The 26,275-nt window shown below is 62.4% G+C and carries 33 protein-coding genes and 2 tRNA genes; 18 read left to right on the plus strand and 17 right to left on the minus strand.

Annotated elements, in window-relative coordinates:
• Nucleotides 1-36: 36 nt before the first annotated feature.
• Nucleotides 37-345 (minus strand): hypothetical protein, encoded by a 309-nt coding sequence (locus HWX09_RS01400; RefSeq protein WP_027784360.1) that lies wholly within the window; start codon nucleotides 343-345, stop codon nucleotides 37-39.
• A 183-nt stretch (nucleotides 346-528) separates the two neighbouring features.
• On the opposite strand from HWX09_RS01400, the gene HWX09_RS01405 reads away from it, so the two are divergent.
• Nucleotides 529-1,272, plus strand: a complete 744-nt coding sequence (locus tag HWX09_RS01405) for a DUF695 domain-containing protein (RefSeq protein ID WP_027784359.1) — start codon at nucleotides 529-531, stop codon at nucleotides 1,270-1,272.
• A gap of 683 nt (nucleotides 1,273-1,955) precedes the next feature.
• Here HWX09_RS01405 and HWX09_RS01410 read toward each other — a convergent pair.
• Nucleotides 1,956-2,351 carry a hypothetical protein gene (locus HWX09_RS01410; RefSeq protein WP_027784358.1) on the minus strand — a complete coding sequence of 132 codons (396 nt, stop codon included), beginning with the start codon at nucleotides 2,349-2,351 and terminating at the stop codon, nucleotides 1,956-1,958.
• Between the two features lie 290 nt (nucleotides 2,352-2,641).
• On the opposite strand from HWX09_RS01410, the gene HWX09_RS01415 reads away from it, so the two are divergent.
• On the plus strand, nucleotides 2,642-3,106 hold the full coding sequence (locus tag HWX09_RS01415) for a hypothetical protein (RefSeq protein ID WP_027784357.1): 465 nt from the start codon (nucleotides 2,642-2,644) through the stop codon (nucleotides 3,104-3,106).
• A gap of 93 nt (nucleotides 3,107-3,199) precedes the next feature.
• Here HWX09_RS01415 and HWX09_RS01420 read toward each other — a convergent pair whose 3' ends face one another.
• Nucleotides 3,200-3,715, minus strand: coding sequence for a GNAT family N-acetyltransferase (locus HWX09_RS01420; protein WP_027784356.1), 516 nt, complete (start codon nucleotides 3,713-3,715; stop codon nucleotides 3,200-3,202).
• 610 nt (nucleotides 3,716-4,325) lie between these two features.
• The gene (locus HWX09_RS01425; protein ID WP_155257357.1) at nucleotides 4,326-4,682 is read right to left on the minus strand and encodes a hypothetical protein; all 357 of its coding nucleotides are present in this window, start codon (nucleotides 4,680-4,682) and stop codon (nucleotides 4,326-4,328) included.
• A 120-nt stretch (nucleotides 4,683-4,802) separates the two neighbouring features.
• On the opposite strand from HWX09_RS01425, the gene HWX09_RS01430 reads away from it, so the two are divergent.
• The 13 genes from HWX09_RS01430 to HWX09_RS01490 all read left to right on the plus strand — a co-directional run bounded on the left by HWX09_RS01430 (nucleotide 4,803) and on the right by HWX09_RS01490 (nucleotide 15,264).
• Entirely contained in the window at nucleotides 4,803-6,176 is a 1,374-nt protein-coding gene (locus HWX09_RS01430) for an integrase family protein (protein ID WP_027784355.1), read from the plus strand.
• 83 nt (nucleotides 6,177-6,259) lie between these two features.
• Nucleotides 6,260-6,862: a hypothetical protein gene (locus tag HWX09_RS01435; protein WP_155257356.1), complete on the plus strand. Its 603-nt coding sequence runs from the start codon at nucleotides 6,260-6,262 to the stop codon at nucleotides 6,860-6,862.
• 137 nt (nucleotides 6,863-6,999) lie between these two features.
• The gene (locus tag HWX09_RS01440) at nucleotides 7,000-7,467 is read left to right on the plus strand and encodes a hypothetical protein (protein ID WP_027784353.1); all 468 of its coding nucleotides are present in this window, start codon (nucleotides 7,000-7,002) and stop codon (nucleotides 7,465-7,467) included.
• A 28-nt stretch (nucleotides 7,468-7,495) separates the two neighbouring features.
• Complete coding sequence (locus HWX09_RS01445) at nucleotides 7,496-7,945, plus strand: hypothetical protein (protein ID WP_155257355.1); 450 nt, start codon at nucleotides 7,496-7,498, stop codon at nucleotides 7,943-7,945.
• 94 nt (nucleotides 7,946-8,039) lie between these two features.
• The gene (locus HWX09_RS01450; protein WP_027784352.1) at nucleotides 8,040-9,557 is read left to right on the plus strand and encodes a hypothetical protein; all 1,518 of its coding nucleotides are present in this window, start codon (nucleotides 8,040-8,042) and stop codon (nucleotides 9,555-9,557) included.
• Nucleotides 9,558-9,665: 108 nt separating this feature from the next.
• Nucleotides 9,666-9,887, plus strand: a complete 222-nt coding sequence (locus HWX09_RS01455) for a helix-turn-helix domain-containing protein (RefSeq protein WP_080681336.1) — start codon at nucleotides 9,666-9,668, stop codon at nucleotides 9,885-9,887.
• On the plus strand, nucleotides 9,888-10,223 hold the full coding sequence (locus HWX09_RS01460; RefSeq protein WP_080681335.1) for a hypothetical protein: 336 nt from the start codon (nucleotides 9,888-9,890) through the stop codon (nucleotides 10,221-10,223).
• Nucleotides 10,220-12,199 (plus strand): AAA family ATPase, encoded by a 1,980-nt coding sequence (locus HWX09_RS01465; protein ID WP_027784350.1) that lies wholly within the window; start codon nucleotides 10,220-10,222, stop codon nucleotides 12,197-12,199. Before HWX09_RS01460 ends, HWX09_RS01465 begins: the two co-directional genes overlap by 4 nt.
• A gap of 203 nt (nucleotides 12,200-12,402) precedes the next feature.
• The gene (locus tag HWX09_RS01470) at nucleotides 12,403-12,807 is read left to right on the plus strand and encodes a DUF5681 domain-containing protein (RefSeq protein ID WP_027784349.1); all 405 of its coding nucleotides are present in this window, start codon (nucleotides 12,403-12,405) and stop codon (nucleotides 12,805-12,807) included.
• Nucleotides 12,797-13,054 carry a hypothetical protein gene (locus HWX09_RS01475; RefSeq protein ID WP_027784348.1) on the plus strand — a complete coding sequence of 86 codons (258 nt, stop codon included), beginning with the start codon at nucleotides 12,797-12,799 and terminating at the stop codon, nucleotides 13,052-13,054. Before HWX09_RS01470 ends, HWX09_RS01475 begins: the two co-directional genes overlap by 11 nt.
• Nucleotides 13,054-13,359, plus strand: coding sequence for a hypothetical protein (locus tag HWX09_RS01480; protein WP_027784347.1), 306 nt, complete (start codon nucleotides 13,054-13,056; stop codon nucleotides 13,357-13,359). The genes HWX09_RS01475 and HWX09_RS01480 overlap by 1 nt, the downstream gene beginning before the upstream one ends.
• On the plus strand, nucleotides 13,310-14,401 hold the full coding sequence (locus HWX09_RS01485) for a tail fiber domain-containing protein (RefSeq protein WP_175888551.1): 1,092 nt from the start codon (nucleotides 13,310-13,312) through the stop codon (nucleotides 14,399-14,401). Before HWX09_RS01480 ends, HWX09_RS01485 begins: the two co-directional genes overlap by 50 nt.
• A 32-nt stretch (nucleotides 14,402-14,433) precedes the next feature.
• Entirely contained in the window at nucleotides 14,434-15,264 is an 831-nt protein-coding gene (locus HWX09_RS01490; RefSeq protein WP_051421392.1) for a phosphoadenosine phosphosulfate reductase family protein, read from the plus strand.
• 303 nt (nucleotides 15,265-15,567) lie between these two features.
• Here HWX09_RS01490 and HWX09_RS01495 read toward each other — a convergent pair whose 3' ends face one another.
• From HWX09_RS01495 to ssuD, 10 genes are all read right to left on the minus strand, one after another.
• A complete protein-coding gene (locus HWX09_RS01495; protein WP_027784346.1) occupies nucleotides 15,568-15,804 on the minus strand; it encodes a hypothetical protein in 237 nt (78 codons plus the stop codon).
• Nucleotides 15,805-16,365: 561 nt separating this feature from the next.
• Nucleotides 16,366-16,842, minus strand: a complete 477-nt coding sequence (locus HWX09_RS01500; RefSeq protein WP_027784345.1) for a hypothetical protein — start codon at nucleotides 16,840-16,842, stop codon at nucleotides 16,366-16,368.
• A gap of 105 nt (nucleotides 16,843-16,947) precedes the next feature.
• A tRNA-His gene (locus tag HWX09_RS01505) sits at nucleotides 16,948-17,023 on the minus strand.
• Between the two features lie 54 nt (nucleotides 17,024-17,077).
• Nucleotides 17,078-18,064 carry a tRNA dihydrouridine(20/20a) synthase DusA gene (dusA, locus tag HWX09_RS01510; protein WP_027784344.1) on the minus strand — a complete coding sequence of 329 codons (987 nt, stop codon included), beginning with the start codon at nucleotides 18,062-18,064 and terminating at the stop codon, nucleotides 17,078-17,080.
• Nucleotides 18,065-18,488: 424 nt separating this feature from the next.
• Nucleotides 18,489-18,728, minus strand: coding sequence for a hypothetical protein (locus HWX09_RS01515; protein WP_027784343.1), 240 nt, complete (start codon nucleotides 18,726-18,728; stop codon nucleotides 18,489-18,491).
• A gap of 55 nt (nucleotides 18,729-18,783) precedes the next feature.
• Nucleotides 18,784-18,981, minus strand: a complete 198-nt coding sequence (locus HWX09_RS01520; protein WP_027784342.1) for a hypothetical protein — start codon at nucleotides 18,979-18,981, stop codon at nucleotides 18,784-18,786.
• 145 nt (nucleotides 18,982-19,126) lie between these two features.
• A complete protein-coding gene (locus tag HWX09_RS01525; RefSeq protein ID WP_006476104.1) occupies nucleotides 19,127-19,342 on the minus strand; it encodes a TOBE domain-containing protein in 216 nt (71 codons plus the stop codon).
• Between the two features lie 57 nt (nucleotides 19,343-19,399).
• Nucleotides 19,400-20,362 carry an ATP-binding cassette domain-containing protein gene (locus HWX09_RS01530; RefSeq protein WP_027784341.1) on the minus strand — a complete coding sequence of 321 codons (963 nt, stop codon included), beginning with the start codon at nucleotides 20,360-20,362 and terminating at the stop codon, nucleotides 19,400-19,402.
• Complete coding sequence (ssuC, locus tag HWX09_RS01535; protein ID WP_027784340.1) at nucleotides 20,359-21,171, minus strand: aliphatic sulfonate ABC transporter permease SsuC; 813 nt, start codon at nucleotides 21,169-21,171, stop codon at nucleotides 20,359-20,361. Before ssuC ends, HWX09_RS01530 begins: the two co-directional genes overlap by 4 nt.
• A gap of 16 nt (nucleotides 21,172-21,187) precedes the next feature.
• On the minus strand, nucleotides 21,188-22,345 hold the full coding sequence (ssuD, locus tag HWX09_RS01540) for an FMNH2-dependent alkanesulfonate monooxygenase (RefSeq protein WP_027784339.1): 1,158 nt from the start codon (nucleotides 22,343-22,345) through the stop codon (nucleotides 21,188-21,190).
• A 339-nt stretch (nucleotides 22,346-22,684) separates the two neighbouring features.
• Between ssuD and HWX09_RS01545 the strand changes: the two genes are divergently transcribed.
• Entirely contained in the window at nucleotides 22,685-23,113 is a 429-nt protein-coding gene (locus HWX09_RS01545) for a hypothetical protein (protein ID WP_006484223.1), read from the plus strand.
• A 131-nt stretch (nucleotides 23,114-23,244) separates the two neighbouring features.
• Here HWX09_RS01545 and HWX09_RS01550 read toward each other — a convergent pair whose 3' ends face one another.
• From HWX09_RS01550 to HWX09_RS01560, 3 genes are read right to left on the minus strand one after another with little or no spacing between them, the layout of a single operon-like run.
• Entirely contained in the window at nucleotides 23,245-24,399 is a 1,155-nt protein-coding gene (locus tag HWX09_RS01550) for an enoyl-CoA hydratase/isomerase family protein (RefSeq protein WP_027784338.1), read from the minus strand.
• A gap of 31 nt (nucleotides 24,400-24,430) precedes the next feature.
• Nucleotides 24,431-24,769, minus strand: a complete 339-nt coding sequence (locus HWX09_RS01555; protein ID WP_006484181.1) for a multidrug efflux SMR transporter — start codon at nucleotides 24,767-24,769, stop codon at nucleotides 24,431-24,433.
• A gap of 3 nt (nucleotides 24,770-24,772) precedes the next feature.
• Nucleotides 24,773-25,270, minus strand: a complete 498-nt coding sequence (locus HWX09_RS01560; protein WP_027784337.1) for a heme-degrading domain-containing protein — start codon at nucleotides 25,268-25,270, stop codon at nucleotides 24,773-24,775.
• Nucleotides 25,271-25,467: 197 nt separating this feature from the next.
• Here HWX09_RS01560 and HWX09_RS01565 point away from each other — a divergent pair.
• Together HWX09_RS01565 and HWX09_RS01570 are read left to right on the plus strand one after the other, a co-directional pair.
• Nucleotides 25,468-25,544: transfer RNA gene (locus HWX09_RS01565), tRNA-Met, on the plus strand.
• A gap of 183 nt (nucleotides 25,545-25,727) precedes the next feature.
• A complete protein-coding gene (locus tag HWX09_RS01570) occupies nucleotides 25,728-26,273 on the plus strand; it encodes an NUDIX hydrolase (RefSeq protein WP_027784336.1) in 546 nt (181 codons plus the stop codon).
• The last annotated feature ends 2 nt before the right edge of the window (nucleotides 26,274-26,275 follow it).

A 26,275-nucleotide genomic window follows, 5' to 3' on the forward strand; every position in this document is an offset into this window, starting at 1 on the left:
ACGCGTTCTCGCGATTCGTTTCGGGTACCGTCGTAGTCAGATCTGCGGCAGATCGCGCAATGTGCGCGACTCGCTCGTCGCATCGATGTCGAGCTCGATGCCTTCCGACGCATCGCGATACAGCACGCGCTTCAGCCTGGGGCCGATTGCGGTGGTGTCCGATGCCGAGAAGATCGCGCGGACATCGCCACCGGACGCGAGCGCGCGCGCCACGTCCGCCACCGGGGCCTCGCTGGGCGCCGCCGCCCACGAGCGATCGGCCGGGTTCACGGCCGCCCACCGCACGTGCGTCACGCGCGCGCTGAGCGGATCGATTCGGACACCATTCACCGCAAACGTCGACATCGGCATCTCCCTTGAATTTTTGCGGCCTGCCGCATGCATGCGGCGAGCGGCGAACAGCCCGGACCTCGCCTGCGCGGCGCGCACGGCCCGCGATCACGTGCGCGGCTCCGGCCAACGCGATTTTCGATGATACATTGAGACGCTTTGCAACCGTCAACAGACAATCGTGTACGGGAGAAACACATGAGCGACGCCTGGGGAACCTTCCCTGCCAGAATGGGCGACCATCAGGCTTTCATCAGCTTCAACCACGGCTTCGCGGAAATCGCGGATGGCGATCCGCGCACGTCGGTGCTCAGCGTGCGCATCCCCTTTGCACATCCGTCGCCCGAAGGTCTGCCGACCGGCGACGAATACGCCGATCTCGCAAAGATCGAGGCTCTGCTCGATGCCGCGATCACCGCGAAAGGCGGCGTGCAGGTCGGCCGCATCACCGTCGACGGCAACCAGGATTTTCTTTTCTACGTGCCGTTCGACGAAGAGGCGGCCGCGGAGATCGTCGACTCGCTGGCCGACCAGACGACCTATGCGCTTCAGTACGCCCATCAGGACGACCCGGACAAGACGACATACTGGCAGACGCTCTACCCGACCGACGACGACTGGCAGATCATGCGCGACATGCGCACGCTGGATGCGCTGCGGCAGCAAGGCGACGTCCCCGACGTGAACCGGCGCGTGATGCACTGGGCGTACTTCCCCGACCCGAGCGACGCGCACCAGTTCGCGGACTGGGCCGAAGCGAAAGGCTATCCGGTTGAATCGGTCGCGCCGACCGAAGACGGCAAGTCGGCGGTGCGGTTTTCGCACGAAGGCACGACGGCGCTCGCCGACATCACGCGCCATACGATCGCGCTCAATCGCGAGGTGCGCGCACTCGGCGGCAACTACGATGGATGGGAAACGAGCGTCGAACAGGCGGGCTGAGCGGAGCGCCATGCCCGTGGCGCGACGTGACGTCACGCAGGCGACGCAAAAAACATCCCGGCAGCGTTGTTGCGCGCCGCCGGGATCAAGGCATCGCCGGCAAAAAACGGCGATGGGCCTGAGGGTTCGCTCAGGCACGAGGAAAGCAATTCGTACGGATCGGGCGAACGGATGTCGGGATGCGCACGAGTGCCGTCGCACAGCCCGCCGAACGCCTGTCCGGTTCCACCGACGCAGCCTTCCGGCGTCGGGGGGCAAAAAGCCCCCGCTCCTGCGCGAGCGAGCGGGGAAATGGTTGACCGGGCCGGGGAAGAACGGTCAACCGGTCAAATTGTGACCGCGGGTCGCGCGGCGGTCTGTGCGGCAACTCACCCTTTGGTGACAACGTGACGGCATCGGCATGCTCGCCTGCCGGCGAATACCGTCATGATTCAAGCGCGGCGCATTGCTTGCCGGCATCGTTGACGAAGAGCCCGGCGACAGCGCCCGCCTTTTCATTCCAGCGTTTTATTTATTTTTAACTCAAGTCGATTTTTCATACCCGGGCGCAGTTTCCGGTAAGTCGCGGATATTGTCAAAGCAGGATTATTCTATTTTTTTTGTGCGATACGATTTCCGCGTCATTTTTTCACGCGGAATTTCTTGCGCACAATGATCTGCATCACGAAAATACGAGTTCGTTGCTACAACGAGCCATTGGAAAACCAGTCGCCAACCATTTCGATCCAGTCGAGATTGCAGATGATTTCACTAGCGGCGTCGGAGGCGATGCCGGCTGTCGACGCATCTGCCGCCACTGCGCCGGTTGCCACCGCGCTCGCCTTCGCAATCTCGGTTGATGCGACGGGCCTCGGATCGGCAAGCCGCTCCAGCCAGTCGACGATATTGGCGCGCGCGTCCTCCTCATCGGCGAAATCGCTTCGCTCCAGAAAACGATCGAATACGATCCACGCGAGCGTCTTGCTTCGCACGTCGGATTCGAGCCGCCTGTCGACAACGGCGGTACGGCCGGACGCCGTGATTTCGAGCGTTGCCGTGAAGCAGTAATCGAGATATTCGATCTCGAGTTTCGACGACATGGTTTCTCCGCTCAACGTGCCTTCTCAATTTTCATGATGCCCGGCGCCCGACGTGCTTCGCAACACCGTGTGAATCTTGCGTGAATTTCGCGCAGGGTTTCATTCTCGCTGGCAGTATCGCGATATTCTCGCGGCCTGTCGATATGGACCGTCAACGTATGACCGGTCTCATTTTTTGCCGGTTAAGCTGTAAGTCGCTCGCTTTCCTATTTTTGGTATCGGCGTGCAGTGCAGCTGTCCGCGCTGCTAAACTCGAGTCACAAAGACTGCTTGCGCCACCAGAGGAAATAATGACGCTCGCTCATGCACGACAAGGCGGCGTAGATGTCTGGATCGTCCAGCTTCCCGGGCACGCTCCCTATGCTTACACGCACCTCAAGCGGGTATTTTCGTCCGACGACTCTCGACATCGGGTCGTGACGATCGACCTGAAGAAGCTGCTGACCTGCGCCGACCGCGACACCACCGACTATGTGCTGCCGTCGGTTCAGTACTGGGCGCCTGGAAAGGCCGCGGGTATTCGCGAATTCCTCGATCCGAACCAGGACCGGATTCCGGACATGCCGTTCATCACGTTTCGCGAGACGAGAACACGAACGTTGCTCGGCATTCCCGGCCTGTCGAAAATCGGCGTCGCATCGTTCCGTAACGGCCAGCATCGCGCGCGCTATCTCGCCTATGCCGGCGCGACGATCTTGCCCGTCGAAATCCACGAGACCGAAGCCGATTTGCTTCTCCGGTATTGCGGAGAGTAATGGCACAGTCCATTCGGCTTTCACCGGCCGCGATGCCGTAGCGGCCGGCCGCGGTTGCACGCGCGCGCGCCGCGCGGCGATGCCGGCAAGCGTTCAAGCCTGGATCGCGTAAATCCGGTCGGTGACTTCCGTCCGGCCGATGCGGCTCGTTTCGACACCGGCCAATTGCCAGCCGTTGTGTTCGTAGAACCCGATCGCACGCACGTTGCCCTCCAGCACTTGCAGATGGACCTTGTCCACGCCAATCGACCGGGCCCATGCGCGAACGGCTTCGATCATGCGCTTGCCCGTGCCGCTGCCGTGATGAGACGGATGAACGTGCAGGCAATCAAGCAACACACCAAGCGCCGGATCGACGGGGCGTTCGGCGCTGACGAAGCCCACTGGCTCGCCATTCGACTCGGCGATCAGCACGAGGCCCCACTCGCTCTCGCTGCGATCGAGATATTTGCGCCACCGGACCGCGTGCTCCGTCGGCACCTCGTCGGACAGATAGGCGGCCGGAAGGATGTGGCTATAGGCGGTTTGCCAGCTCAGCGTGTGCAGGCGAGCAATGTGGCTCGCGTCGTGCGCCGTCGCGGCGCGCAGTGTGGTCCGGGTGTCCGGCATCGGTGGCAACTCCTTGTGCTCGTTCTCTTGATCGGCATGTGTCTTCGCAAAATATACCGCGCTTCTGCGGGATGCATTTCGCCGGGGCTCGTCGTCGGGAGGCCGGCACGCGGGCAAAAAAATCCCGACACCTTCTCCGGTCGTCGGGATCGAACGGCCCTGCAAAGCATGAGGGCACGAGGAAGGTCACACATTACATGCATGTAAGACTGCTGCGCTTTGTCGGTTTACGCCAAGGCCCTGTGCGATTCCGCCAATCAGCCGGTTGCGAGCGGTCGTAAACGAAAAAAGCCTGCTCGCGTTTTGCGCGAGCAGGCAAGAAAACGGATCAGCATTCGAGGCACGAGGGCTGTCCAGGCAAGATAACGGCACGGCGGGCGGGAACCTTAGGGGGAAAGAAGCGTCGCGGGCAAACCTGATACGAAGGTTGTCGGCGCAACTACACGGAAACGCGATACGAAGCACACCCGGGGGCCTCGTCGCCCTCTCCGTCATTCACATCGGAGATGCCGGACAAGCGGCGCTATCGGTCGATACCACGCATGTTCACACGCCCGATTTCGACACCTGCACGGACTCGATGACGATTTCGTGACCGTCGAATTCATCGCTACGGCATTCGATTCTCTCGTGCATAGGGCGGCCCCTTCCATGCGCTTGATGTTGTTGTCGCGCCGAGCGCTTTACGTAATCGTTCTTTTGAAGCGCGAAGCCGAGATGGCATCACGGTTGATTCATTGAATACGGTGTGCCATTCCGTTAAAGACGCCGTGACCAAAACACACCGTGGGTGCGTCCGAACGCCAGAAAGCAAAAAGCCCGGTTCATTGAACCGGGCTTTTTGCTTGAATTCGTTGGGGTGGCTGATGGGACTCGAACCCACGACGACAGGAATCACAATCCTCTCATCCATGTATTCCTGGATGTTGACCCATATTCCAAAACCAACCCAAACCATTGTCATCATTGAATTTTTCCAGCAAACCGGTTACAGAATCCTGTTGACCTCTGTTGATTGATGTGCCAATAATGGGGTTACACGGCAGTTACATGACTCTCATGTAACCCGAAACCCGCGGGTGGCGCAGTGGCAAAGGTCAATTTCACGGCAGGTCGCGTCAACGGGCATAGCTGCCCGGCTGGCAAGTCGCAGGCGTTTCTCTGGGACAGCGGCGCGTCCGGCCTCGGCCTCCGTGCTACGGCTGCCGGCTCACTCGCTTACATCTTTCAAGGCAAGCTGAACGGGGCGACCGTGAGGGTCACGATTGGTTCGCCGAAGGACTGGAGCATTGACGCTGCCAGAGACGAAGCGCGCCGCCTGCAACGTCTGATTGACGCCGGAAAGGATCCGCGTGAAGAAGCCGCCGAACAGCACAAAGCACGCGAAGCGCGCAAAGCTGAGGCGCGCCGCCAAGACGTGACGCTCGCAGATGCTTGGAAGGCGTACATTGACGCTCGCCGTTCCAAGTGGAGCGACCTGCATTACCGTGACCATGTGGCACTCGCCAGTGCCGGCGGCCAGCCGAAAAAGCGCGGCAAAGGGCTAACGGAGCCCGGGCCCCTCGCAACGCTAATGCCACTGAGGCTTTCGGACCTGAACGCCGAGCGCGTCGGCGACTGGCTGGCCGAGGAGGCCGCTCACCGTCCGGCACGTGTACGGCTGGCCTTCAACCTGCTGCGCATCTTCGCAACGTGGTGCGAGTCGAAAGCTGAATATCAGGGGCTCATCGACCCGCAATCCGTCGCGACCCGCCTTTCGAAAGATGCCCTGCCAAAGCAGGCTGCCAAGACCGATTCCATCCAGCGCGAGCAGCTGGCCGCATGGTTTGATGCCGTGCGCCAGCTCAGCAATCCGGTGATGGAGGCGTATTTGATAGGTTTGTTGCTAACCGGCGCGCGCCGTGAGGAATTGGCCGAATTGCGCTGGGACGACGTGGACTTTCGGTGGCGCAGCCTGCGCTTAAAGGACAAGGTGGAAACCGAGACAGGCCGAGTGATTCCCCTCACTCCCTACCTTGCCGGTGTCTTGGCTGAACTGAAACGCATCAATGACACGCCGCCGAATGTCCGCCAGATGCGCAGCCTTGAGGCTAAAGGTGAAACCTGGCAGCCGTCAGAGTGGGTATTTTCGAGCAAGACTTCAGGGGATGGCCGCTTGGCCGCACCGAACAACGCTTTGCATCGCGTGTGCGGGATTGCCGGTATCGCGCCCGTGACATTGCACGGCCTGCGCCGTTCGTTCTCAAGCCTTGCCGAATGGACTGAAGTCCCGTCGGGCATCAAAGCCCAAATCATGGGACACAAGCCTTCAGCCATTGCTGAGCGACATTACAACGTGCGCCCGCTTGACCTTCTGCGCAAGTGGCACGACAAACTGGAGGCGTGGATCCTCGATGAAGCGGGCGTTGAATTCACGCCGGAACCGGAGAGGCCAGGACTAAAGGTAATTACCGCTGCCTGACGGTATCAGGCGAAGCGGCGGCGCGGGTGCTGGAACACTTCGCGCCGCCTGACCACAACACGGCCTAATTGGAGGTCCGTACCATGGCTACTGCCAATTCTACCGGGCGTGCGCGTCCGGCTCGCGAAATTACTGGCCTGCACGTTGTACCGGGGGAGTCTTCGGCACCGTCCGATGATGAGGCGAAAACTCCTGTCAATCTCGCCTCGCTTCCCCGGAAAGAGGCGCTCAAGTGCGCTCGCATTGCTGGCCGCCAGATTCTAGGCGATGGCGATGCGCTCCAACCTGTCGCAGACACCATATGGATTGAGTGGCTCAACGCCAACGCGCCAATAGCCGTCGGTCAGTCAGATAATGAGTTCGGTGAATTGATAGATGCAATGGGCAACGAGTTTTTTGCCGGGATGGCAGAAGGCTGTGAACTGTTTCAATCGATAGGTCAACCCCAGGATGGTGACCGCGCACTTGGCCGCGCCGAAGGCTTTCTGGTCAAGGAATCTGCCCTCGCATGGAAGCTTCACAACGTGCTCGCTTTCATGGTTGAGGCAGTGCCATCGGACGCGCCCGACGGGCTGCCCGTGCAATGCATGCTCGCCGACCTGCGGAATGACATGGACGAACTCGCTACCAGACTTCAGGGCCTCGCTCACCGCACACGCGATGCAGAGGAGACGGACCGTGAATAACGCGCAGGTTCTAACACACCCGGCGTTTGACCGCCTGCCGGAACTGCTAGTCGAGCTGCAGCTCAACAACTTTCCGCGAGACTGACGGGCCAACTCTGCGCCTAGCTTATCGGCGCATCTTTCATTCAGGAGCCAACATGAGGCTCGAACAATACGAAACGCGCGACCGCGCTTACGGCGCATGGCATCGCGCGCCTTCGATTCGCCGATATTTGCAGGCGGCTCAAGCCGAATCTCTCACGATGGTTGACCTCGATTCGGTGCTGTTCACGGAGTACGACAACGGCGCCAAGGTTCCCTTGGCCCTGGTTGAAGTAGCGCGCGACATAGGACAGGAGAAGCCGGCCGGAGTGATACAGCATTTGGCGCAGCTTGCCGATGTACCTGCCTATGTCGCGCTATACACACCTTCCGATGCGGCGAATCCAGCGAACCCAAACTGGTCGGACATCATGGCTTTCCGGGTAAAACGCCTGTGGCCATCCCCCGAACCTGGTTGGCGCGTTCTGTCACCGGCGCAATGGGCGCGGGCGCTGGTGCAGATCCGCGGATGGCAAATGCGGCGGTTCGAGGTTCGCGAAGCAGCGAACGATGACCGATACTGAATCGGGGACCCTCCCCAGGAGAAGCATCATGAGCAAAGCAGCGAACCTCCAAACACCTCACTCTCTCATATGGCAAGGCGACGATATTGGCCTAGCTGTTGATAGCGACGTCACCGTCTCTCTGCGCGACCCCGCAATGCCCGGCGGCGCGTGGCACGTCTCGCTAGCCGACACGCTTGATGTGTTTGACCGGCTCGATTCATACGGTCGGCAGCGCATCGAATTAGCACTGCGCTTTGCTGCCGAACACGGCTATCTGAGTGCCAACGATATGGCGGTGTGGGAAGAATATGTGACGCACGGCGCACTGCGATGGGTGCCCGTCACTCGAGTCACGGACGACAGCGGCGAGCACACCTATACCGGAGAACCGTTCTTAGAACATAGCGCGGCGCTAACTGCAGCACAATCCATGTGCGATGCATTGGGCGGCGTATGGTCTGGAGCGCGCCGAATGATTGACCACGGAGCGATGTAGCAGAACAACCGAGATAACTCGGGCCGCTTTGCTCCTGCCTAGCTCGACGGGGCGAAAAGCCGGAAACCTTCACCGGCCTGGCAGGGGCATCCTCATGAAGGGTGCACCGGAAGGCGTGCAGATGGCTGAAAAGGTCAATTTTTGGGTCGACGACGGCAATTCGCCGGTTATCGACTGCGAAGAATTCATTGCGGCGTTCGTTCGCGCCAAATATCGGGATGGGTCCAACTTGGCGCCCGAAGAAAATGATGGCATTCGGGAGGCCACTGCCGAAGTGTTGCGCGAGTCCATCGGGTCTGCTGTACAAAGCGGCACGCTCGAGCCTCGCGGCCGCGACATGCTTCCTCTACGTTTCGGCATCCCGCAGCGCGCACAGTTCGAGCCGTTCAATGGCTTGTACTTCGAGAGAGAATCTTTCCTTGCCTTCGCAAAGGAGGCATGGCTCGTCAGCAAAGCTGACAACTCGCCTCCTACAGCAAATCCGCCGCAATCCGCGCAGGCAATCACCGTCGAGGACCTCGCATGGATGATTGCTGTTCAGCGAGCCGACCAGACCACAACTCACGCGCATGGCCTCGACGCTCGCGACGGGTTGCACCGAACAATTGAAATCGCCCTACAGGTACGCGGCCGGACCCCGGAAGGCATTCCCGGCGTTATCCCTCAAATAGCCGAAATGGTCCGATGCAAACAGATTACGTTGCACGGACCTGACGGCATTGAAGTACCTGACGCCGCCGATATTTCGGCATGTCCGGCGGCTTGGTGGTTGACCGCCGAGGACGCGCAGCAGGTCTTGACTGCCCTGTGTCAGTCGGTTCGCAGGTACACCGTCGACGACGCGGCGGACATTATCGCAATGCGAGTTCATCCGCAAGACGTCGAGGCACAGCGTGCTCTGCAGTCATCGCTGGTCGAGCGGATGGAATACGCTATAGAACAAGGGGAACTCCTGGCAAACGAGCGCCGGAAAGACGGGGAAATCCTGCTGAACGAATACACCGTGGATGAATGGTGTGCCCGCGAACAGTTCCCCTTCCGTCTAGGTTTGATTGCGCAGGTCGACGTCGAGCAAGCTGCAATGGAAGCGGCTGGGCGCCGCACGATTGAAGATGTTGCGCTGGCGCTTGCCAAGGAAACAGGCACCGAGGCGGCGCGCTGGGAGTCCACGCTTGTTGCCGAAATCAGGGGCGGCGCGCTGCCATTGAAGAATCCGCGCGACCTTGGTGACTTCCTGCCTTATGCCGTTCCGAAGAATCTCCGCACGTTCTATGACCGTGTGGACATTGCCGACGTGAACAGGCTGCTCGACTCGCGCCCTGAATGGCGTGTGACTTATCAGTTCCGCACCGATGCGGCGGCGGCGCCTGCATCTGCTGTCGAGGTGGAAGCCGCACCCGCTAGACCGCCACTGCAACAGCGGCATCAAGAGAACGAAATCCTACGTGTTATCCGCGAACTCGGCGAAGATCCGGCGAGGCTTCCGAAGCAGACGCCCGGCAAACCCGGCATCAAGGCCGCAGTCCGTGCCAAGCTGGCATTTTCGGGGAAAGTGTTTGATCTTGCCTGGGAACGGCTGAGAAAGAACGGAGAAATTGCGGACGCGCAGTAGCACTCCCTCAAATTGAGGTAGCGAGGGAGGGTTGCGAGGGACCCTACTGAGGGAAATTGAATAGGCATCGTCATCAACGAATCCGCTCGATGCGGAAAGGAAAAGACGATGCACGCGACTCTCACAACGCCGGTCAATACGGCGCTGGCCGCGCACCGTATCGAGGCCGTTCTACCGACCGACGAAGCGGCAGCCGCACTCAATCGCAAACCGCAAACCCTTCGCAAATGGGCCTGCCTCGAAAACGGCCCAATTCGTCCCGTTCGCATCAATGGCAGGCTGGCCTGGAAAGTAGCCGACATCCAGGCACTCCTGGGCGGGGAGGCGTAAATGAAAAACGCCCAACCGACTAAGAGCCAATTGAGCGCGAAAGAGCAATGTGATTTTACCGGAACGCGTAGCCCGCGTCACTTGCGTGCACTTCGAGCATTGCTGGCATCGCCGGCCGGATTGGCGCGTGAAGAACTGGACCGCGTAGCTGGGTGCAGCAATGGCCCCGCGCTCGTCGCAGACCTGCGCGCCAAGGGCCTCGAAGCGCCCTGCTTCATGCGCACGGTGCACGACCGCGACGGAAAAGAAGTTGAAGCCGGCGTTTATGTCCTGACTGAGCGCGACCGAAACAAGGTCGGCCGCTGGCTCGCTGCGCACGACCAGGTGGCCGCATGATGAATGGTCACGACGCTGCGCGCGCACGTGATGCCCTGTATTCGCTCGACGCCGGATGCTCCCGCAGTGAATGGGTAAGCGCGGGCATGGCAGCAAAGGCTGCCGGACTATCCGAAGCCGATTTTGTCGAGTGGTCTTCCACTGGCGCCAATTTCGGCGGTGAGCGCGATGCCAAGTCCGCGTGGAAGAGTTTCAAACCCAATGGCGGCATTGGGCCGGGCACGCTGTTCAAGATGGCAATGGACGCTGGTTGGCGCGACATACACGCGCGCAACACGATGCCGGCGGCGCGGGTGCCGGTCGCGAAATCCACGAAGGTCGATGCTCACCTGAAACCTCGCACTGACCTGGCTGCGACGTTCGAAGGCTATCCCCCCGCGACGGCCGAGCATCGTTACATCATTGCGAAGCGCGGCAATCCTGACGGCCTTCGCATGGTGCCGGCGCACGACGACCTTGCCATCGGCGGCCAACGTGTCGCCGGATGGCTTGCCTTGCCAGCGCGCGCGCTCGACGGCACCCTCCGCACGATTCAATACATCCCACCGCCTGGTACTGGGAAGAAGCTCAACGCTCCCGGTGCATCGTTCAGCGATGGCCTGTTCGTGGTCGGCAACATCGCGCCGGACAGCACGCTATACGTATGTGAGGGCATCGGCCAAGCATGGGCGTGCGCCAAGGCAGACTATCATGCCGCCGCGGTGGTTACGTTCGGCGCTGGCCGCACTCGTCCTATCGCCAAGCTGCTGCGCAAGCAATTTCCGGGGGCGCGCATTGTCATCGTTACCGACCGAGGCAAGGAAGCAGACGCCGAAGACATCGCCCGCGAGATTACCGGTGCGTGGGTCGAAATGCCTACGGACAAACCGGCCAACTATGACGCCAACGACTTCGAGTCCGACCACGGCACCGATGGGCTTGCGGATCTGCTGCGCGCCGCCAAAACCCCGCCCCTGCGTTATCGACTGCAATCGGCCGACGACTTGCTCAGCGCACCGCCGCTTCGCTGGATGGTTCAGGGCGTGCTCCCCGCCTCTGGGTTTGCTGCCGTCTATGGTCCGTCCGGTTCCGGGAAGTCGTTTCTCGTCCTCGACCTCTGCGCGGCCATCGCGGCCGGCGCTGAGTGGTTCGGGCGGCGCGCGACCGCAGCTCCCGTCACCTACGTATGCCTCGAAGGCGAAGCCGGCCTTGGCAAGCGGGCGAAGGCGTGGAGCATCCGCAAGCAATGCAGCCTGCCGAGCCGCCTTCGGTTCGTCACCCAGCCGCTCGACCTGCGGCAGTCCGAAGACGTAGCCGACCTGTGCGCAGCCGTGTTGACAGCCGATGGTCGTGATGGGCTGCTTGTCATCGACACTCTGAACCGCGCTGCGCCTGGTACGGATGAGAACTCCAGTGTAGACATGGGCCAGCTCATCGAGGCCTGCAACGTGGCACAGCGCCGGCTTGGCGGCGTGGTGCTGCTCGTTCATCACACCGGCAAGGATGGCGCAAAGGGGCTACGCGGTCATAGCAGCCTCTACGCCGCGCTCGACGCCGCGCTCGAGGTTTCGCGCAATGAGGGGCGCCGGGAATGGAGCGTAGCCAAGAGCAAGGACGACGCCGACGGAGGGCGCAACGCGTTCGCTCTGCGCGTGGTGGAACTGGGCGACGACGAGCACGGAGAACCGGTTACCTCTTGCGTCGTTGAGCCTGACGAGGGCGCGAAGGAAGTAGCGCGCATAAAGCTTCCCCAGGGCGGCAACCAGCGCATTGCACTCGACGCCCTCGCGGAGCCATTGCGCCAGTCCCAGAACTTCGGTAAAGGCGACGCGCCGCCGACCCACCCTTGTATCGAAATCGAGGCCGCTGTCCGGTTGGTGGCATCAACCCTGACATGCGAACCACGGAAGCGTAACGAGCGTGCCAGGGCGGCTGTAACCGGGCTTGTCGCGAACGGAATCTACGGCTCCAGGGACGGCTGGCTATGGCGCAAATGACCCACCCTCCCCACCCTTCCCGGAGTCCGTCCCGTTCCCGCCCGTATCTATATATACGGAGCGGGAGAAAACGGGACCCAGAAACTCCCGAAACGGGATGAAACGGGACAAAACGGGAATCCGCGTTGTGAATGATCTGCGCGGGTGTGGATGAGCGATGCAGGCGGCTTCGGTCGTGAATTTTTCAGGAGCATTTCAGAGAAATGACGCGATTCAGGAAAGGCGAAAGCGGCAACCCGGCCGGGAAACCGAAAGGCACCCGAGACAAACGCACAGCGCTCCGCGAACTGTTGCAGCCACACGCCGCGGACTTGGTGCAAAAGGCTGTCGAGCTTGCCAAGGCTGGCGATACGACCGCGCTTCGAATTTGCATTGACCGGTGCATCCCCGTCGTCAAGGCAAAGGATGCGCCCGTAGACCTACCTGAGCTGACGGGCACGCCGTCTGAGCAGGGCGAGGCGGTCATGCGCGCGATGGCGCTCGGTCAAATTACGCCGGATGAAGCCAACGCAGTAATGCAGGTGATTACGGCCCAAGTGAGGATCATCGAGGCCGACGAACTCGAGAAACGAATTGCAGCCTTGGAGGGCACGAAAGATGGCAGCTAGTAGCCTCAAGTCGCGCATTGAACGCCTGGAGCAACAGCGCGGGGGTATCGAACCGCTAATCGTCGTGATTCGCCGCTTCGGTAAGTTCGAACAAGGTCCCGGCGTCTTCGTCGATGGCCTTTTCTACCCATGCCCTCCCGGCGAATCCGTCGATGAGATTGAGCAGAACGCTATTAGAGAAATCAATCGCGATGGCACGCGAAAGCTAATCGTGGTCAGGCGCGCCGAAAAATCGGAGGTCGAGTGATGACCCCTACCACATCTACGGACCTTGATTCGTTAGCTGAAGTAGACGAGTTCCAAGTCGCATTCATGCGTCGCCTGTCATCGCAGTTCCGGTTAGTGCTGGGGATGCTCAGCATGGTCCGCGACAACTTGCCCCGCGATACGCCGATTGCCTTCGACGTTGAAAACATCGTCATCCACCTACGGACGTTGCACGACTACGCCAGCGCCGAATTTCCGAGGCTTCCGATTCATCCCGACCCGCATGAGCGGGCGGATGAAGCAAACGAGCCTAGTCAATCAGCCCAACCGAAACTGTTTCATTAATCATTCGAGGCACGATATGCGCACCACTACACTGCTTACGCCTGATACCCCGGACTTGCCGCTCCACGCCTTCCGGCGACTGCCTGGGCACGCTCGGCCGGCAACACTCGAGGGCGGCGGAAAAGGCGGCGATGCACCGTCCGCGCCGGATCCGTGGCAGACCGCCGCGGCTACGACGTTCACGAACCAGCAATCGGCTGCCTACAACAAGGCACTGAACCTAAATAATTATTCGAATCCATTCGGTTCACAGCAGACGACGCAGGTCGGCAGGGACCCAAACACAGGAGCACCTATCTACGGGACGACCATCACGGCCAATCCTCAGCTCCAGGGGATGCTTACCGGTCTTCTAGGACAGGTCGGACAGAGCGGTTCGATTAACCAGAACGCGATGAATGGCCTGAGCGGTTTGGCTGGGCTGTACCAAGGCCTCAACCAGCAACTTTCCGCCCTTGGCTCATCTATGAATCCGCAAGCGGCGCAACAAGCGCAGCAGCAAGGCCAGAACGCCGCATATGCTGCCCAGACCCAATATCTCGACCCTCAGTTTGCACAGCAGAAAACGGCTCTTGACGCGCAGCTTGCGAACCAAGGGCTGACGCAAGGTTCTGAGGCGTACAACAACGCTCAGAATAACTTTGCTCTGCAACGTCAACGTGCATATAGCGATGCTGCCAACCAGTCGATTCTGACGGGTTCGCAAATCGGCTCGCAGAACCTCCAGAACCAGCTTGCCAACCTGCAATCGCAGTCGGGTCTGCTGGGCATGATGGGCCAAAACCTAGGCCAGCAAGCAGGGCTCTATGGCCAGCAAGTCGGCATCGGGCAGGCGCCGTATTCGAATCTGCAGACCATCGCGCAGATGATTCCTGGATATTCCGGTACCGGCCAATCTGCGGCGGCACCAGCAGATATTGCGGGGTATATGAACAATGCCTACCAGGCGCAGTTGGCAGGCCATAACGCCGACGTCTCGAGCGCGAACTCGACCATGGGCACCCTCGGAATGCTGGGCGGCGCCGCGATGATTGCATTCTGACGTTAAGCGAAACAAGTGGCGGAGGTTACACAATGACTGACCATATTTTCGACTCGGCGCTGAGCCAAGCCGCGCAACGCGAAATCGCTGAAGCGATGTCAACGCACCAGCGGCCCGTGCTGAAATTCTCCGGTGGAAAGGATTCGCTGGCCTGCCTATATTTGATTCGTCCGTGGTGGAACCGCGTAACAGTTCTATGGGCGAACTCTGGGGATGCTTATCCTGAAACAGTCGAGCAGATGCAGCGCATCCGCGAGCTTGTTTCGAACTTCGTAGAAGTCCCGGGACCGGGATACATTCGCAGCCACGAAGTTGAGCAGACATTTCCTGCGGATATGGTGCCGTGGACCGCGACGGCTATCGGGCGCCTCTGCAGCCCGAATGCGCCTCGCTTCAAAGTGCACTCGACGCTCGAGTGCTGCGCCGCGAATGTTTGGGCTCCGATGCAGAACAAAATCAGAGAACTGGGCGCTGACTTGGTAATACGTGGAGAGCGTGAGAGCGAGGCGCACCGGCCGCCGATTACAAACGGAATGGTCGACCCGCAGAACGGCGGCACGCAACTGATTCCGATACGGGGATGGTCGAAAGACGATGTGTTTTCGTATCTGCGCGCCCAAGGTGTTGAACTGCCTCGGCAATACGCCTACGGCATGGGTTCGCTCGACTGCCTGCATTGCACGGCTCACCTCGTGGAAGCAGGCGGCAAGCTTCGCTATCTGCGCGACTTCCATCCCAACGTCGCCGTGGAGTACGAGAAGCGCCTACGCCTGATTCAGAGCGAGCAGGAATGGCACGCCCGCCTGGTGAAAATCGCTCTGGGAGAACTGGAGCCGTCGACCGGTGAAGGAATAGCCGACTGACTAGGTTGATGGATCGCGCTTGCCCACGGCCCCGCAATGGCCAAAGAACCGTGAAAGACCGCACCTCTCTGTCAGAACAGAGGCAAAACAGCAAACGCTGAACGCCGGTTCGGCGCTTTGAAATCAATCAAAGGAAATCAAACGCCGGACCGAGTCAGCCTGCAAAAAACTCCCAGCGTCAATTGGTTGGCACGACCGGACAGAATCATTCTCGGACAGATACACGCCCGCGACGGACTAGTTTTCCGTGCCCGTAAAAAAGGCCTCGAGTTTTCAGACCAATACGTGCGTGCGCGCGCGAGGCTACGAGTCCCGAAAATACGTCTTGGCGTCGATATTTTCTACGGTGCGCCTCACCTGCTGGTCATCCATCTGCATGACGTTGAGGCGTTGTTCGATGCGGTTTAATTTCGTCGAGACGGACTGTAGTTCCACGAGGATCAAAATAACAAGAATTGCAAGCCAATGAGCGTTGGCCCAGTCCCAGGCGGCCCCGATGCCGCTGACTGTCAGCGCGAATATTCCCCATAACCAGTCCATTTCTCGTTCTCCTATCGTGCCGGTGTCTTTCTGCGAAATCCCCGCCGAATCCAACCTACAGAAAAGAAAAACGCCCCGACCGAGCCACTTACCCACGCGACGAAGGACACTGTTGCAATAGCCACGTCTCGCTTAGATACGGCAATAGCGTCGTCTCGTTTGCTCGCTAATTGCGCCGCGCTTAATGCCCCGGTCTTTGCACCATCGGCACAATCCCGGTACAGCAATTGGCCGAACGCGTCTGAAGCACCAGGCTGCCCAGCTGCTAGCGTCTGTCGGCAGGACTCCGCGGCGTCGAGCGCAGTGCGATATTCCTGGTTCGCACGCCGCTCAGCCGATTGGACCCTGTCCGTATAGGTCCATGCAGCGATGACACTCATCGCAACCGTCAACACCACCCAGATTCTGGTCCACCCGCCCATTTTGCCCCTTACCCCGTTCAACTTTTAGTCGAATGGTAACGGATGGCGGATGGGTTGCGGTGATAGGACCGACACCTTCTCCGACGTTAGAGAAGAGTCATGCAGCCGTGATGAGCTGTCCGACGTTACAGGAGCGCTGCTAGAGAATTGCTGTCACGCGCAGGTCAGACGCGCACAAAATCTCTGGAATTTGGAGTGATGCCGCCGGAGCCCAGTATTCTTTCGCAAGTTGCTCATTCAACGCCATGAACGAAGCGCTCGGATTGAAGCGAAATGGACCTGAAAGCAAATGCCAGTCCGCTTGATGCGTCACGGCCTCCATTGTGACGAGTTCAACTGCATATAGCTTCGGGTTGGGAACGAGCGAATGCATATTAGCGACGGCTAGAGCGCGGTCGGCAAACGCAAACGTGCAGTTCCAGCGGCTTGGCAAATGCGGAGCGATGTCCCGCCTTACTTGCTCGAGCAAGAGTTCACTGGCGAGCCGCCAGCCTTTGTACGCGCCGTCCGTTGAGCCCGCATCGAATTGGTAAGTACGGAGCGCATTACCCCACCGCCCGCGCTGCACCACGTCGCCAACCGTGAATTGATGGTTGGAGATATGGAAGTACGGCATCCTGGATAGCCTCGCGATTGACGAAATCCGGTTACACAGCGGTTACACGGACTCCAGAAAGCAAAAAGCCCAGTCGCAATGACTGGGCTAAGTGCTTGAATTTGTTGGGGTGGCTGATGGGACTCGAACCCACGACGACAGGAATCACAATCCTGGACTCTACCAACTGAGCTACAGCCACCACTGATACTGCTTTCTTCGCTTCGCTGTTTTGTTTCAGCAGCGAAGAACAAGATTATACGAAGTCTTTTGAATCTTGCAAAGCCTTTTTTTCAAAAAATTCTTCGGCTTCGTTCAGATGCGCGCGTGCCTCGTCGAACACGGCCAGATCGCCGCGTGCGAGCTTCTTGTTGTCGGACAGCACGCGACGCCAGCCGCGCGCGCCCGGCATGCCACGATACAGCCCAAGTGCGTGCCGCACGATCGCGCCCAGGTAGGTGCCGCGCTTCAACTCGGCCGCGCAATACGCGATCAGTTGCGCTTCAGCCTCTTCACGCGTGGGCACCGCTGCGGTCGACCCGTAGAAGCGCGCATCGACCTCCGCCAGCACGTACGGGTTGTGATACGCCTCGCGGCCGAGCATCACGCCATCGACGTGCTCGAGATGCTGCTCGACTTCATCGAGCGTCGTGATGCCGCCGTTGATCACGATTTCCAGCGACGGAAAATCGCGCTTCAACCGATACGCATAGTCGTACTTGAGCGGCGGGATCTCGCGATTCTCCTTCGGCGACAGCCCCTTCAGGATCGCGTTGCGGGCATGCACGACGAACGTTTCGCAACCGGCCTCGGCCACCGTGCCGACGAAATCGCGCACGAATGCGTAGTCCTCGACCGCATCGACACCAATGCGGTGCTTGACCGTCACCGGCACCGACACCGCATCGCGCATCGCCTTCACGCCGTCGGCGACGAGCTGCGGCTCGTTCATCAGGCATGCGCCGAACGCGCCGCGCTGCACGCGCTCGGACGGACACCCGCAATTCAGGTTGATTTCGTCGTAGCCCCACTGTTCGCCGAGCTTCGCCGCGCGCGCGAGATCGTCGCGCTCGCTGCCGCCCAGTTGCAGCGCGACCGGCGATTCGCTCGGCGTGAACGCAAGATGCCGCTGGGCATCGCCGAACAGCAGCGCGCCCGTCGTGATCATCTCCGTATACAGCCACGTATTGCGCGTCAGCGTGCGGTGGAACGAGCGGCAATGACGGTCGGTCCAGTCGAGCATCGGCGCGACGGATACACGGCGGGGAGGAAGCGAGGACGGAACGGACATGAATTCGGGTACAGGCCAGGCGGCACGGAAACAACCCAATATTTTACCGCAATACGGGCCGTGCCCGCCCGACACGTGCGCCAGGGCCTGTTCACGCTAATAACGGGCTTGCGCTGGCCCCCAGAAGGGCCGAGCGCAAGGATTGCGACGAAGCGAATACTCGACGTATTCGCGAGGAGCATGACGCGGCGATCGGCCCTTCTGGGGGCCAGCCCCACGAACGAATTTTTTCCAAACAGGGGAACGTGCCTTTCCGCCCGCATGGCGGCGTCGTTCGTCGTTGCAATAGCGACGGCTATTGCGCCTCCTCTCTCCTTGCCCTCCGGGCGGAAAGGCACGTTCGCAAGCCCGTTATCAGCGTGAACAGGCCCTAGCCCTAGCCCAGTTCCGCATCGACCGCCCGGCGCGCCTCGTCGAGCACGCGCTCGATCACGCGCCGCTCGGTCAGCAGCATCCCGTCGACCTTGACCAGCCGCCAGTCGATCCGCACGGCATCGCCCTGCAGCACGCGATAGTGCGCATGCTCACCGTCCCAGACCTGCTCGGTCTTCACCTCGATCTCGAAACCGCGGTACGGCTCGCTGAAATCGCCGAGGTCGCTGCCTCTCGGTTCCATCGCACGCTCCGAGGCGACGCCGCGCCAGGCCGCCCGAGCAGCCGGCGCCGCGCGCTCAATCGTATTCGTCGGACAAAAAGGACCGGCCATCGGCCGTCAGATCGACCCGGTCGGCCGTCGCCAGATAGATCAGCCCGTCGTTCAGCAACGCATGGACGACGTCGTCGAACGCGGCGGGAACCGGCCGGCTGTCGCCGAACTGGTCGATCCATTTCAGCGCCTCGATGGCTTCGGGGGAAAGGATGGGGGTCATGCGTTCGCCTCCGGCATCGGTGTCGTTCCATCCTAGCACTTCGTCCGGGAGTCGAATACCGAGGCAAACGCGCTGCGCGAATGCAAATGCGGCGCCGTCGGGCACGTTGTCTGCCCGGCGGCGCCCCGATGCACGACACACGCGCTCAGAGGCGCGCGATCGAGACTTCCGTCGACTTCACGAGCGCGACGACTTCGGCGCCGACCTTCAGTTCGAGTTCGTCCACCGAACGGGTGGTGATCACCGACGTGACGATGCCGAACGGCGTCTCGACGTCGACTTCGGAAACCACGGACCCGCGAATGATCTCCTTGACCTTGCCCTTGAACTGGTTCCGTACGTTGATTGCAGTGATGCTCATCGGGATGATCGCTCCGAAGAAAAAAGTCTCAGAACGGGCGGCCGGAGCCGCCCGGAATTAAACGGCCCAGCGGATTTGCCCGGCCGGCCGAACCTTGTCTGCTTCACGCTCCGCGTCTTGAACGGCCGCGCCGGGGCCGCCGGCGAGCACGCGTTTCAGCACGCGATCCTCCAGCGCCGCGAATGCGGCCGACGCACGGGCACGCGGCCGGTCGAGCGGCACCGGCTGGTCGAGCGCCACGCGCCCCTGCTCGATCAGCAGGATGCGGTCGCCGAGCGCGACGGCCTCCTGCACGTCGTGCGTGACGAGCAGCGCGGTGAACCGGTGCTCGCGCCACAGGCGCTCGATCAGCGCATGCATTTCGATGCGGGTCAGCGCATCGAGTGCGCCGAGCGGCTCGTCGAGCAGCAACAGTTGCGGCCGGTGCACGAGCGCGCGGGCCAGCGCGACACGCTGCCGCTGCCCGCCCGACAATTGCGCGGGCCAGTCGTTCGCGCGCTCCAGCAGCCCGACTTCGTCGAGCACCGCGCGGGCCTGGTCGCGCGCGCCGCGGCCGAGGCCCAGCATCACGTTCTGCAGCACGGTCTTCCACGGCAGCAGGCGCGCATCCTGGAACATGATCCGCGTATCGAGCACGCCGCCGCCCTCGCCGCGCCTCACGAGCGCGCCGCTGCTCGGCTGCTCGAGCCCCGCGACCAGACGCAGCAGCGTCGACTTCCCGCAGCCGCTGCGGCCGACGATCGCGACGAAGCTGCCGCGCGCGATGCCGAGCTCGACGTTGTCGAGCACCGTGCGGGCGCCGAAGCGCTTGCTGACGCCCGACAGCGTGACCGCGTCGTCGGGGGCCGGGCTGCCCGCCGCACGCCGCCGCGCGAGCGGCACGACCGATGCGCCGCCGTCGCGCTCGAGGATCGCCGCGTCACGCGCGTCGCCGTCCGCGACGCGGGCCTGCGCCAGCTCGGCCTCGAGGTCTGCGCCGGCGAGCGGGCCATAGGCGGCCGCCGAAGTCGTCGCATTCATGCCTTTGCTCCTGATTGATAAGCGGGGTGCCAGCGCAGCATCACGCGTTCGAGCCATTTCGCCAGCACATCGGCCAGCTTGCCGAGCACCGCGTACAGCAGGATGCCGACCACCACCACGTCGGTTTGCAGGAATTCCCGTGCGTTCATCGTCATGTAGCCGATGCCCGACTGCGCGGAGATCGTCTCCGCGACGATCAGCATCACCCACATCAGCCCGAGCGCGAAACGCACGCCGACGAGGATCGACGGCAACGCGCCGGGCAGGATCACGTCGCGGTACAGCGCGAAGCCGCGCACACCGTAGCTCTTCGCCATCTCGATCAGGTTCGCGTCGACCGAGCGGATCCCGTGATACGTATTGATGTAGACGGGGAAGAACACGCCGAGCGCGACGAGGAACAGCTTCGCCTTCTCGTCGATGCCGAACCACAGGATCACGAGCGGGATCATCGCGAGCGCCGGGATGTTGCGGATCATCTGGATCGTCGAGTCGAGCGCGACCTCGGCGGCCTTCGACAGCCCGGTCGCAAGCCCCAGCGCGAGGCCGACGCCGCCGCCGATCGCGAAGCCGAACAGCGCGCGCCACGTGCTCACTTTCACATTCGCCCACATTTCGCCCGACGTCACGAGCGACCAGGCCGCGCGCACGACCGCCACCGGCTCGGGCAGCACGCGGGTCGACAGCCAGCCGGTGCGCGCACCGACTTCCCACACCACCAGCAACGCGAGCGGCACGAGCCACGGCGCGACGCCGCGCCATGCGCGAGCGGCCACGGCGGCGCCCGTCGTCGATGTTTTCGTTGTCATCGCAAGCCTCCGTTGCTCAGCTCTGGCTCGTCTTCGGCAGATAGTTGTTGCCGACGATCTCGCCGAACGGCCCCGACAGCGGGCCGGCCGCCTTCTCGACGCCCTTGCCCTTGATCAGCGGGAACACGAGTTCCGCGAAGCGATACGACTCCTCGAGGTGCGGATAGCCGGACAGGATGAACGTCTCGATGCCGAGATCCGCGTATTCGCGCATGCGTTCCGCGACCTGCTCGGGATTGCCGACGAGCGCCGTGCCGGCGCCGCCGCGCACGAGCCCCACGCCGGCCCACAGGTTCGGATAGACCTCGAGCACCTCGCGGCCGCCGCGCTTGCCGCCGTGCAGCGCGGCCATCCGGCGCTGGCCTTCCGAATCCATGTTCGCGAACGCTTTCTGCGCACGCGCGATCGTGTCGTCGTCGAGCCGGCTGATCAGCCGCTCGGCGTCACGCCATGCCTCGTCCTCGGTCTCGCGCACGATCACGTGCAGGCGGATGCCGAACTTGATCTTGCGGCCGCGCGCATCGGCACGGGCGCGGATGTCGGCGATCTTCTTCGCGACGGCCTCGGGCGGCTCGCCCCAGGTCAGGTAGGTATCGATGTGATCGGCGGCAATCGCATGAGCGGCCGGCGACGAGCCGCCGAACCACAGCGGCGGATGCGGATGCTGCACGGGCGGATAAAGCGCCTTGCCGCCTTTCGACTGCAGGTGCTTGCCGATGTAGTCGAACCCGCCGTTGTCGTGCGACGCGGCCAGCAGCCCACGCCAGATGTTCAGGAAATCGTCGGTGATCTCGTAACGCGTGTCGTGATCGGCAAAGAGGCCGTCGCCTTCGAGCTCGGCCGCATCGCCGCCCGTGACGACGTTGATCAGCAGGCGGCCGCCCGACAGACGGTCGAACGTCGCGGCCATCCGCGCGGCCAGCCCCGGCGAAGCGATGCCGGGGCGCACGGCGACCAGGAACTTCAGGCGCTGCGTTGCCGGAATGAGGCTCGACGCGACGACCCACGCATCCTCGCAGGAACGACCGGTCGGCAGCAGCACGCCGTCGTAGCCGAGCGTATCCGCCGCCACGGCAACCTGCTTGAAGTAATCGTAGTCCGCGGCACGCGCGCCTTCGGCCGTGCCGAGATAGCGGCTGTCGCCATGCGTGGGGATAAACCAGAACACATTCATCTGCTGCTCCTGCTTGACTGTCACTGCCAAAATTTGAAAAAACGTCGCCCTGCTCGCGTCGCGAATGAGCGACGCATGCATGGAGTGCATTCGAATCGGGATGGCTCGCCGGTGAGGCCGTGCAGCGGACGAGGACGCGATCGCACGGCTGTTTCCGGGAAATCAGTCTAGGGATCGGTCCAGGGCTTTGGAACGATTTTTTTGAGCTTAGGTTTTCCGCTTTCGTGATTAGCGCGACGCTGGAGCGAATATCGCGGCGGCCGGGCTCTATAATGGCGCACCTATCCGAATAACTCCGCGCGCCCGGCCCCGCCGTGCGCGCCTGCGGTGCACTCATCGATGCAGAAAGTCATCCTGCCATTCCTGTCCGGCTTCCTGGCCGCCCTGTTCTTCCGCGAGGCCACGCTCGCCCTCCTTCACACGGCCGACCTGATCGCCGCAACCGGCTTCTCGACACAACCGTTCGCGCCGCTCGGCATTCCTGAATTTGTCGCGAATGCGCTGATCAGCGCGTGCTGCGCGATTCCGATGGCATGGCTGTTGCGCGTCTCGCCGGAACGCGAAGCATCGTGGATCGGCGCGCTCGTGTTCGGCGGTATCGTGCTGACGGCCGCCCGCGTGTTCGCGATCGATCCGCTGCGCGGCATCTGGCCGTCGGGCAACATGATGCCCGTGCTCGCGGCCGGCTTCGCGGCGAACGCGGTGTGGGGCTTCGGCGCGCTCGTGTTCATGCGCGCCTTCATGTCGGACGACGCGGGCGACGAATAACGTCGGCGCGGGCGACGCACCCTTCGGGCTCGGGCCGGCCGATGTCCATGAAAAAGGCCGCGTGCATGTGCACGCGGCCTTTTCGTTTCCGTGTCGCGGCTGATGGGCCGCGCGGGTCGGCCCGATCGACGTCAGTCCTTCAGCTTGCGCAGCGGATGCGTGTCGGGCGTCCACGGGCTGTCGAACATCGCGAGCACGTCGGCGCGGCCGACGTCGGCGGTCGACCTGAAACGCCACACGGGCTGGTGATCCTTGTCGACGATCAGCGCGCGCACGCCTTCGATCACGTCGCCGCGCGCGAAGGTCGAGCGCGTGAGATCGAGATCGCGCCGCAGGCAATCGGCCATCGTCGCGCCGCGCGCGCGTTCGACGACTTCGAGCGACACGGCCATCGACAGCGGCGACAACTGCTCGCGCATCGCGTGGGTCGCCTTCTCGACCCACCCGTCGACCGCCGCGCAATCCTGCTCGGCGTCGAGCGACGCGAGGATCGCGTTGAGGTCGGGGCGCGCAAAATGCCGGTCGATCCCGGCGCGCGCGTCGGCGAGCGCCGACGTGTCGGGCGTCGGCACGACCTTGTGCGCGGCAGCCGCCTCGGTCACGCAGGCGACGGCGTGCGCACCGCTGTCGATGCGCACGCCGTGCAGCGTGTCGAGCAGCACCGGCAGCGCGGCATCGGGCAGATAGACGTCGGCGAGTTGCGCGTACAGCGCGCCGGCCGCATCGAGCGTCGCGCCGGTCACCGCGAGATAGCGGCCGATCGCGCCGGGCGTACGCGCGAGGAACCAGCTCATTCCGACATCCGGGAACAGGCCGATGCGCGTTTCGGGCATCGCCATCTTCGTCGAGTCGGTCACGACGCGCAGGCCGCCCGTATGCCGCGCCGCCTGTGAAATCCCCATGCCGCCGCCCATCACGACGCCGTGCATCAGCGCGATGTACGGCTTCGGATACGTGAAGATCGCATGGTTGAGCGTGTATTCCTCGATGAAGAACGTGTCGACCGCATCGCGGTCGCCGCGCTGCCACGCGTCGTGGAAGAAGCGCACGTCGCCGCCCGCGCAGAATGCGCGCGGATGCGGGCTGTGCACGACGACCGCGACGACGTCGGGATCGTCGCGCCATGCGTCGAGCGCCTGCTGCATCAGCCGGATCATGCCGACCGACAGCGCGTTCAACGCCTTCGGCCGGTTCAGTTCGAGAAACCCGATGCGGTTCGCGACATACGCACGCACGTCGGGCTGGGCGGATTCGGCGGAAACGGCGGCGGAAGTGGAATCGGTCATGAAGGTCATCCGTCAAACGGCAGTCGCACGCTCAGTGCGCCTGCATCTTCGAGAACAGGTTCAGCACCACGACGCCCGCGATGATCAGCCCCAGGCCGATCACCGCCGGCACGTCCGGCACCTGGCGATAGAGCAGCATCGCGACGAGCGTGATCAGCACGATGCCGGCGCCCGACCAGACCGCATAGATGATGCCGACGGGCATCGTGCGCAACGTGAGCGACAGGCAGTAGAACGCGACGCCGTAACCGGCGACGACGAGCACCGACGGCCAGAAGCGCGTGAAACCGTCCGCCGCGCGCAGCGCCGACGTGCCGATCACTTCCGCGACGATCGCGATCGCGAGCCAGGCGTAACCGGGCAGTTGCATCGCTCAGCTCCTTGCGAGGGCCAGTACCGCATAGTCGTGACCGAGCTCGGCACACAGCGCCTCGACGACGAACTCGTGGTCCATGCGCTGCGGCAGCCCGGACGCGGTGATCGAGCCGATCACGCCGGCGCCGGCGACGGTCAGCGGAAACGAACCGCCGTGCGACGCATACTCGGCGACCGCCAATCCATGCTTGTCCGCGAGCGTCGCGCCGGCCTGCTGCATGCGCAGGCCGATCGCGTACGAGCTGCGGCGAAAATGCGCGACGACGTTGCGCTTGCGGCGCACCCAGTCGGCGTTGTCGGGCGTCGCGCCGGCAAGCGCCGCGTAAAACAGCGGCTGGCCGAACGTGACGATGTCGATCGCGATCGCATGACCGCGTGACGTCGCGAGCGCATGCATCCGGTTGCCGAGCGCCCACGCGCGGGCGGGATCGAAATGGGGAAACACGAGCGCCTGTTCCTGCGCGCCGATCGATTGCAGATCGTGAGCGATGTCCATGAATCCGTCGATGCAGTAGTGAGAGTCGCAACGGCGCCGATGCGATCGCGCAAGGCGCCGTTGCCGAAGAAACGAAACAAACCGTTCGATTCTAGCGCACCCACCCACCGTACCGGCCCCACAAGACACGACACGCGATTGTCAGAAAGTGCTTGCACGCGCTCGGGTAACTCCTTATAATTCATTTCTTCGACGGACGCGGGGTGGAGCAGTCTGGCAGCTCGTCGGGCTCATAACCCGAAGGTCGTAGGTTCAAATCCTACCCCCGCAACCAACCGTCCAGAATTTCGCAAAAAGCCCGGCTTAACGCCGGGCTTTTTGTTTTTGCGCGTCCGGGCGCCGCCCCCTCTTCGCGCACGCGGCCGCCATTTCGGACGACACGCCGCCGCATGCGCGGGCGTTCGAGAATGCCGCGGCCCGGTGATACACTCGCATCACCTCGTCCCTTCCATTCGACATGAAATTCTGCTCCGTCTGCGGTTACGAAGTCCTCGCGCGCATTCCTCCGGGCGACAACCGCGAGCGCTTCGTCTGCGATCACTGCGGCACGATCCACTATCAGAATCCGCGCAACGTCGTCGGCACGGTGCCGGTCTGGGGCGACCAGATCCTGCTGTGCCGCCGCGCGATCGAACCGCGCTACGGATTCTGGACGCTGCCGGCGGGCTTCATGGAAATGGGCGAAACGACCGCGGAAGCCGCCGCGCGCGAAACGCTCGAGGAAGCCGGCGCGCGCGTCGAGGTGCAGAACCTGTTCACGCTGCTCAACGTGCCGCACGTGCACCAGGTCCACCTGTTCTACCTGGCGCGGCTCACCGATCCGGGCTTCGAAGCCGGCGAGGAAAGCCTCGAAGTGAAACTGTTCGACGAAGCCGACATTCCGTGGGACGAGATCGCGTTCCCGACCGTCAGCCAGACGCTGCGCTTCTTCTTCGCCGATCGCGCCGCCGGCGACTACGGCGTGCACACCGGCGATATCTTCCGCTCGCTGCGCAACGGCTGAGC

Source organism: Burkholderia sp. BCC1208 (genome assembly GCF_902833095.1).
In the GTDB taxonomy this organism is placed as follows: Bacteria; Pseudomonadota; Gammaproteobacteria; order Burkholderiales; family Burkholderiaceae; genus Burkholderia.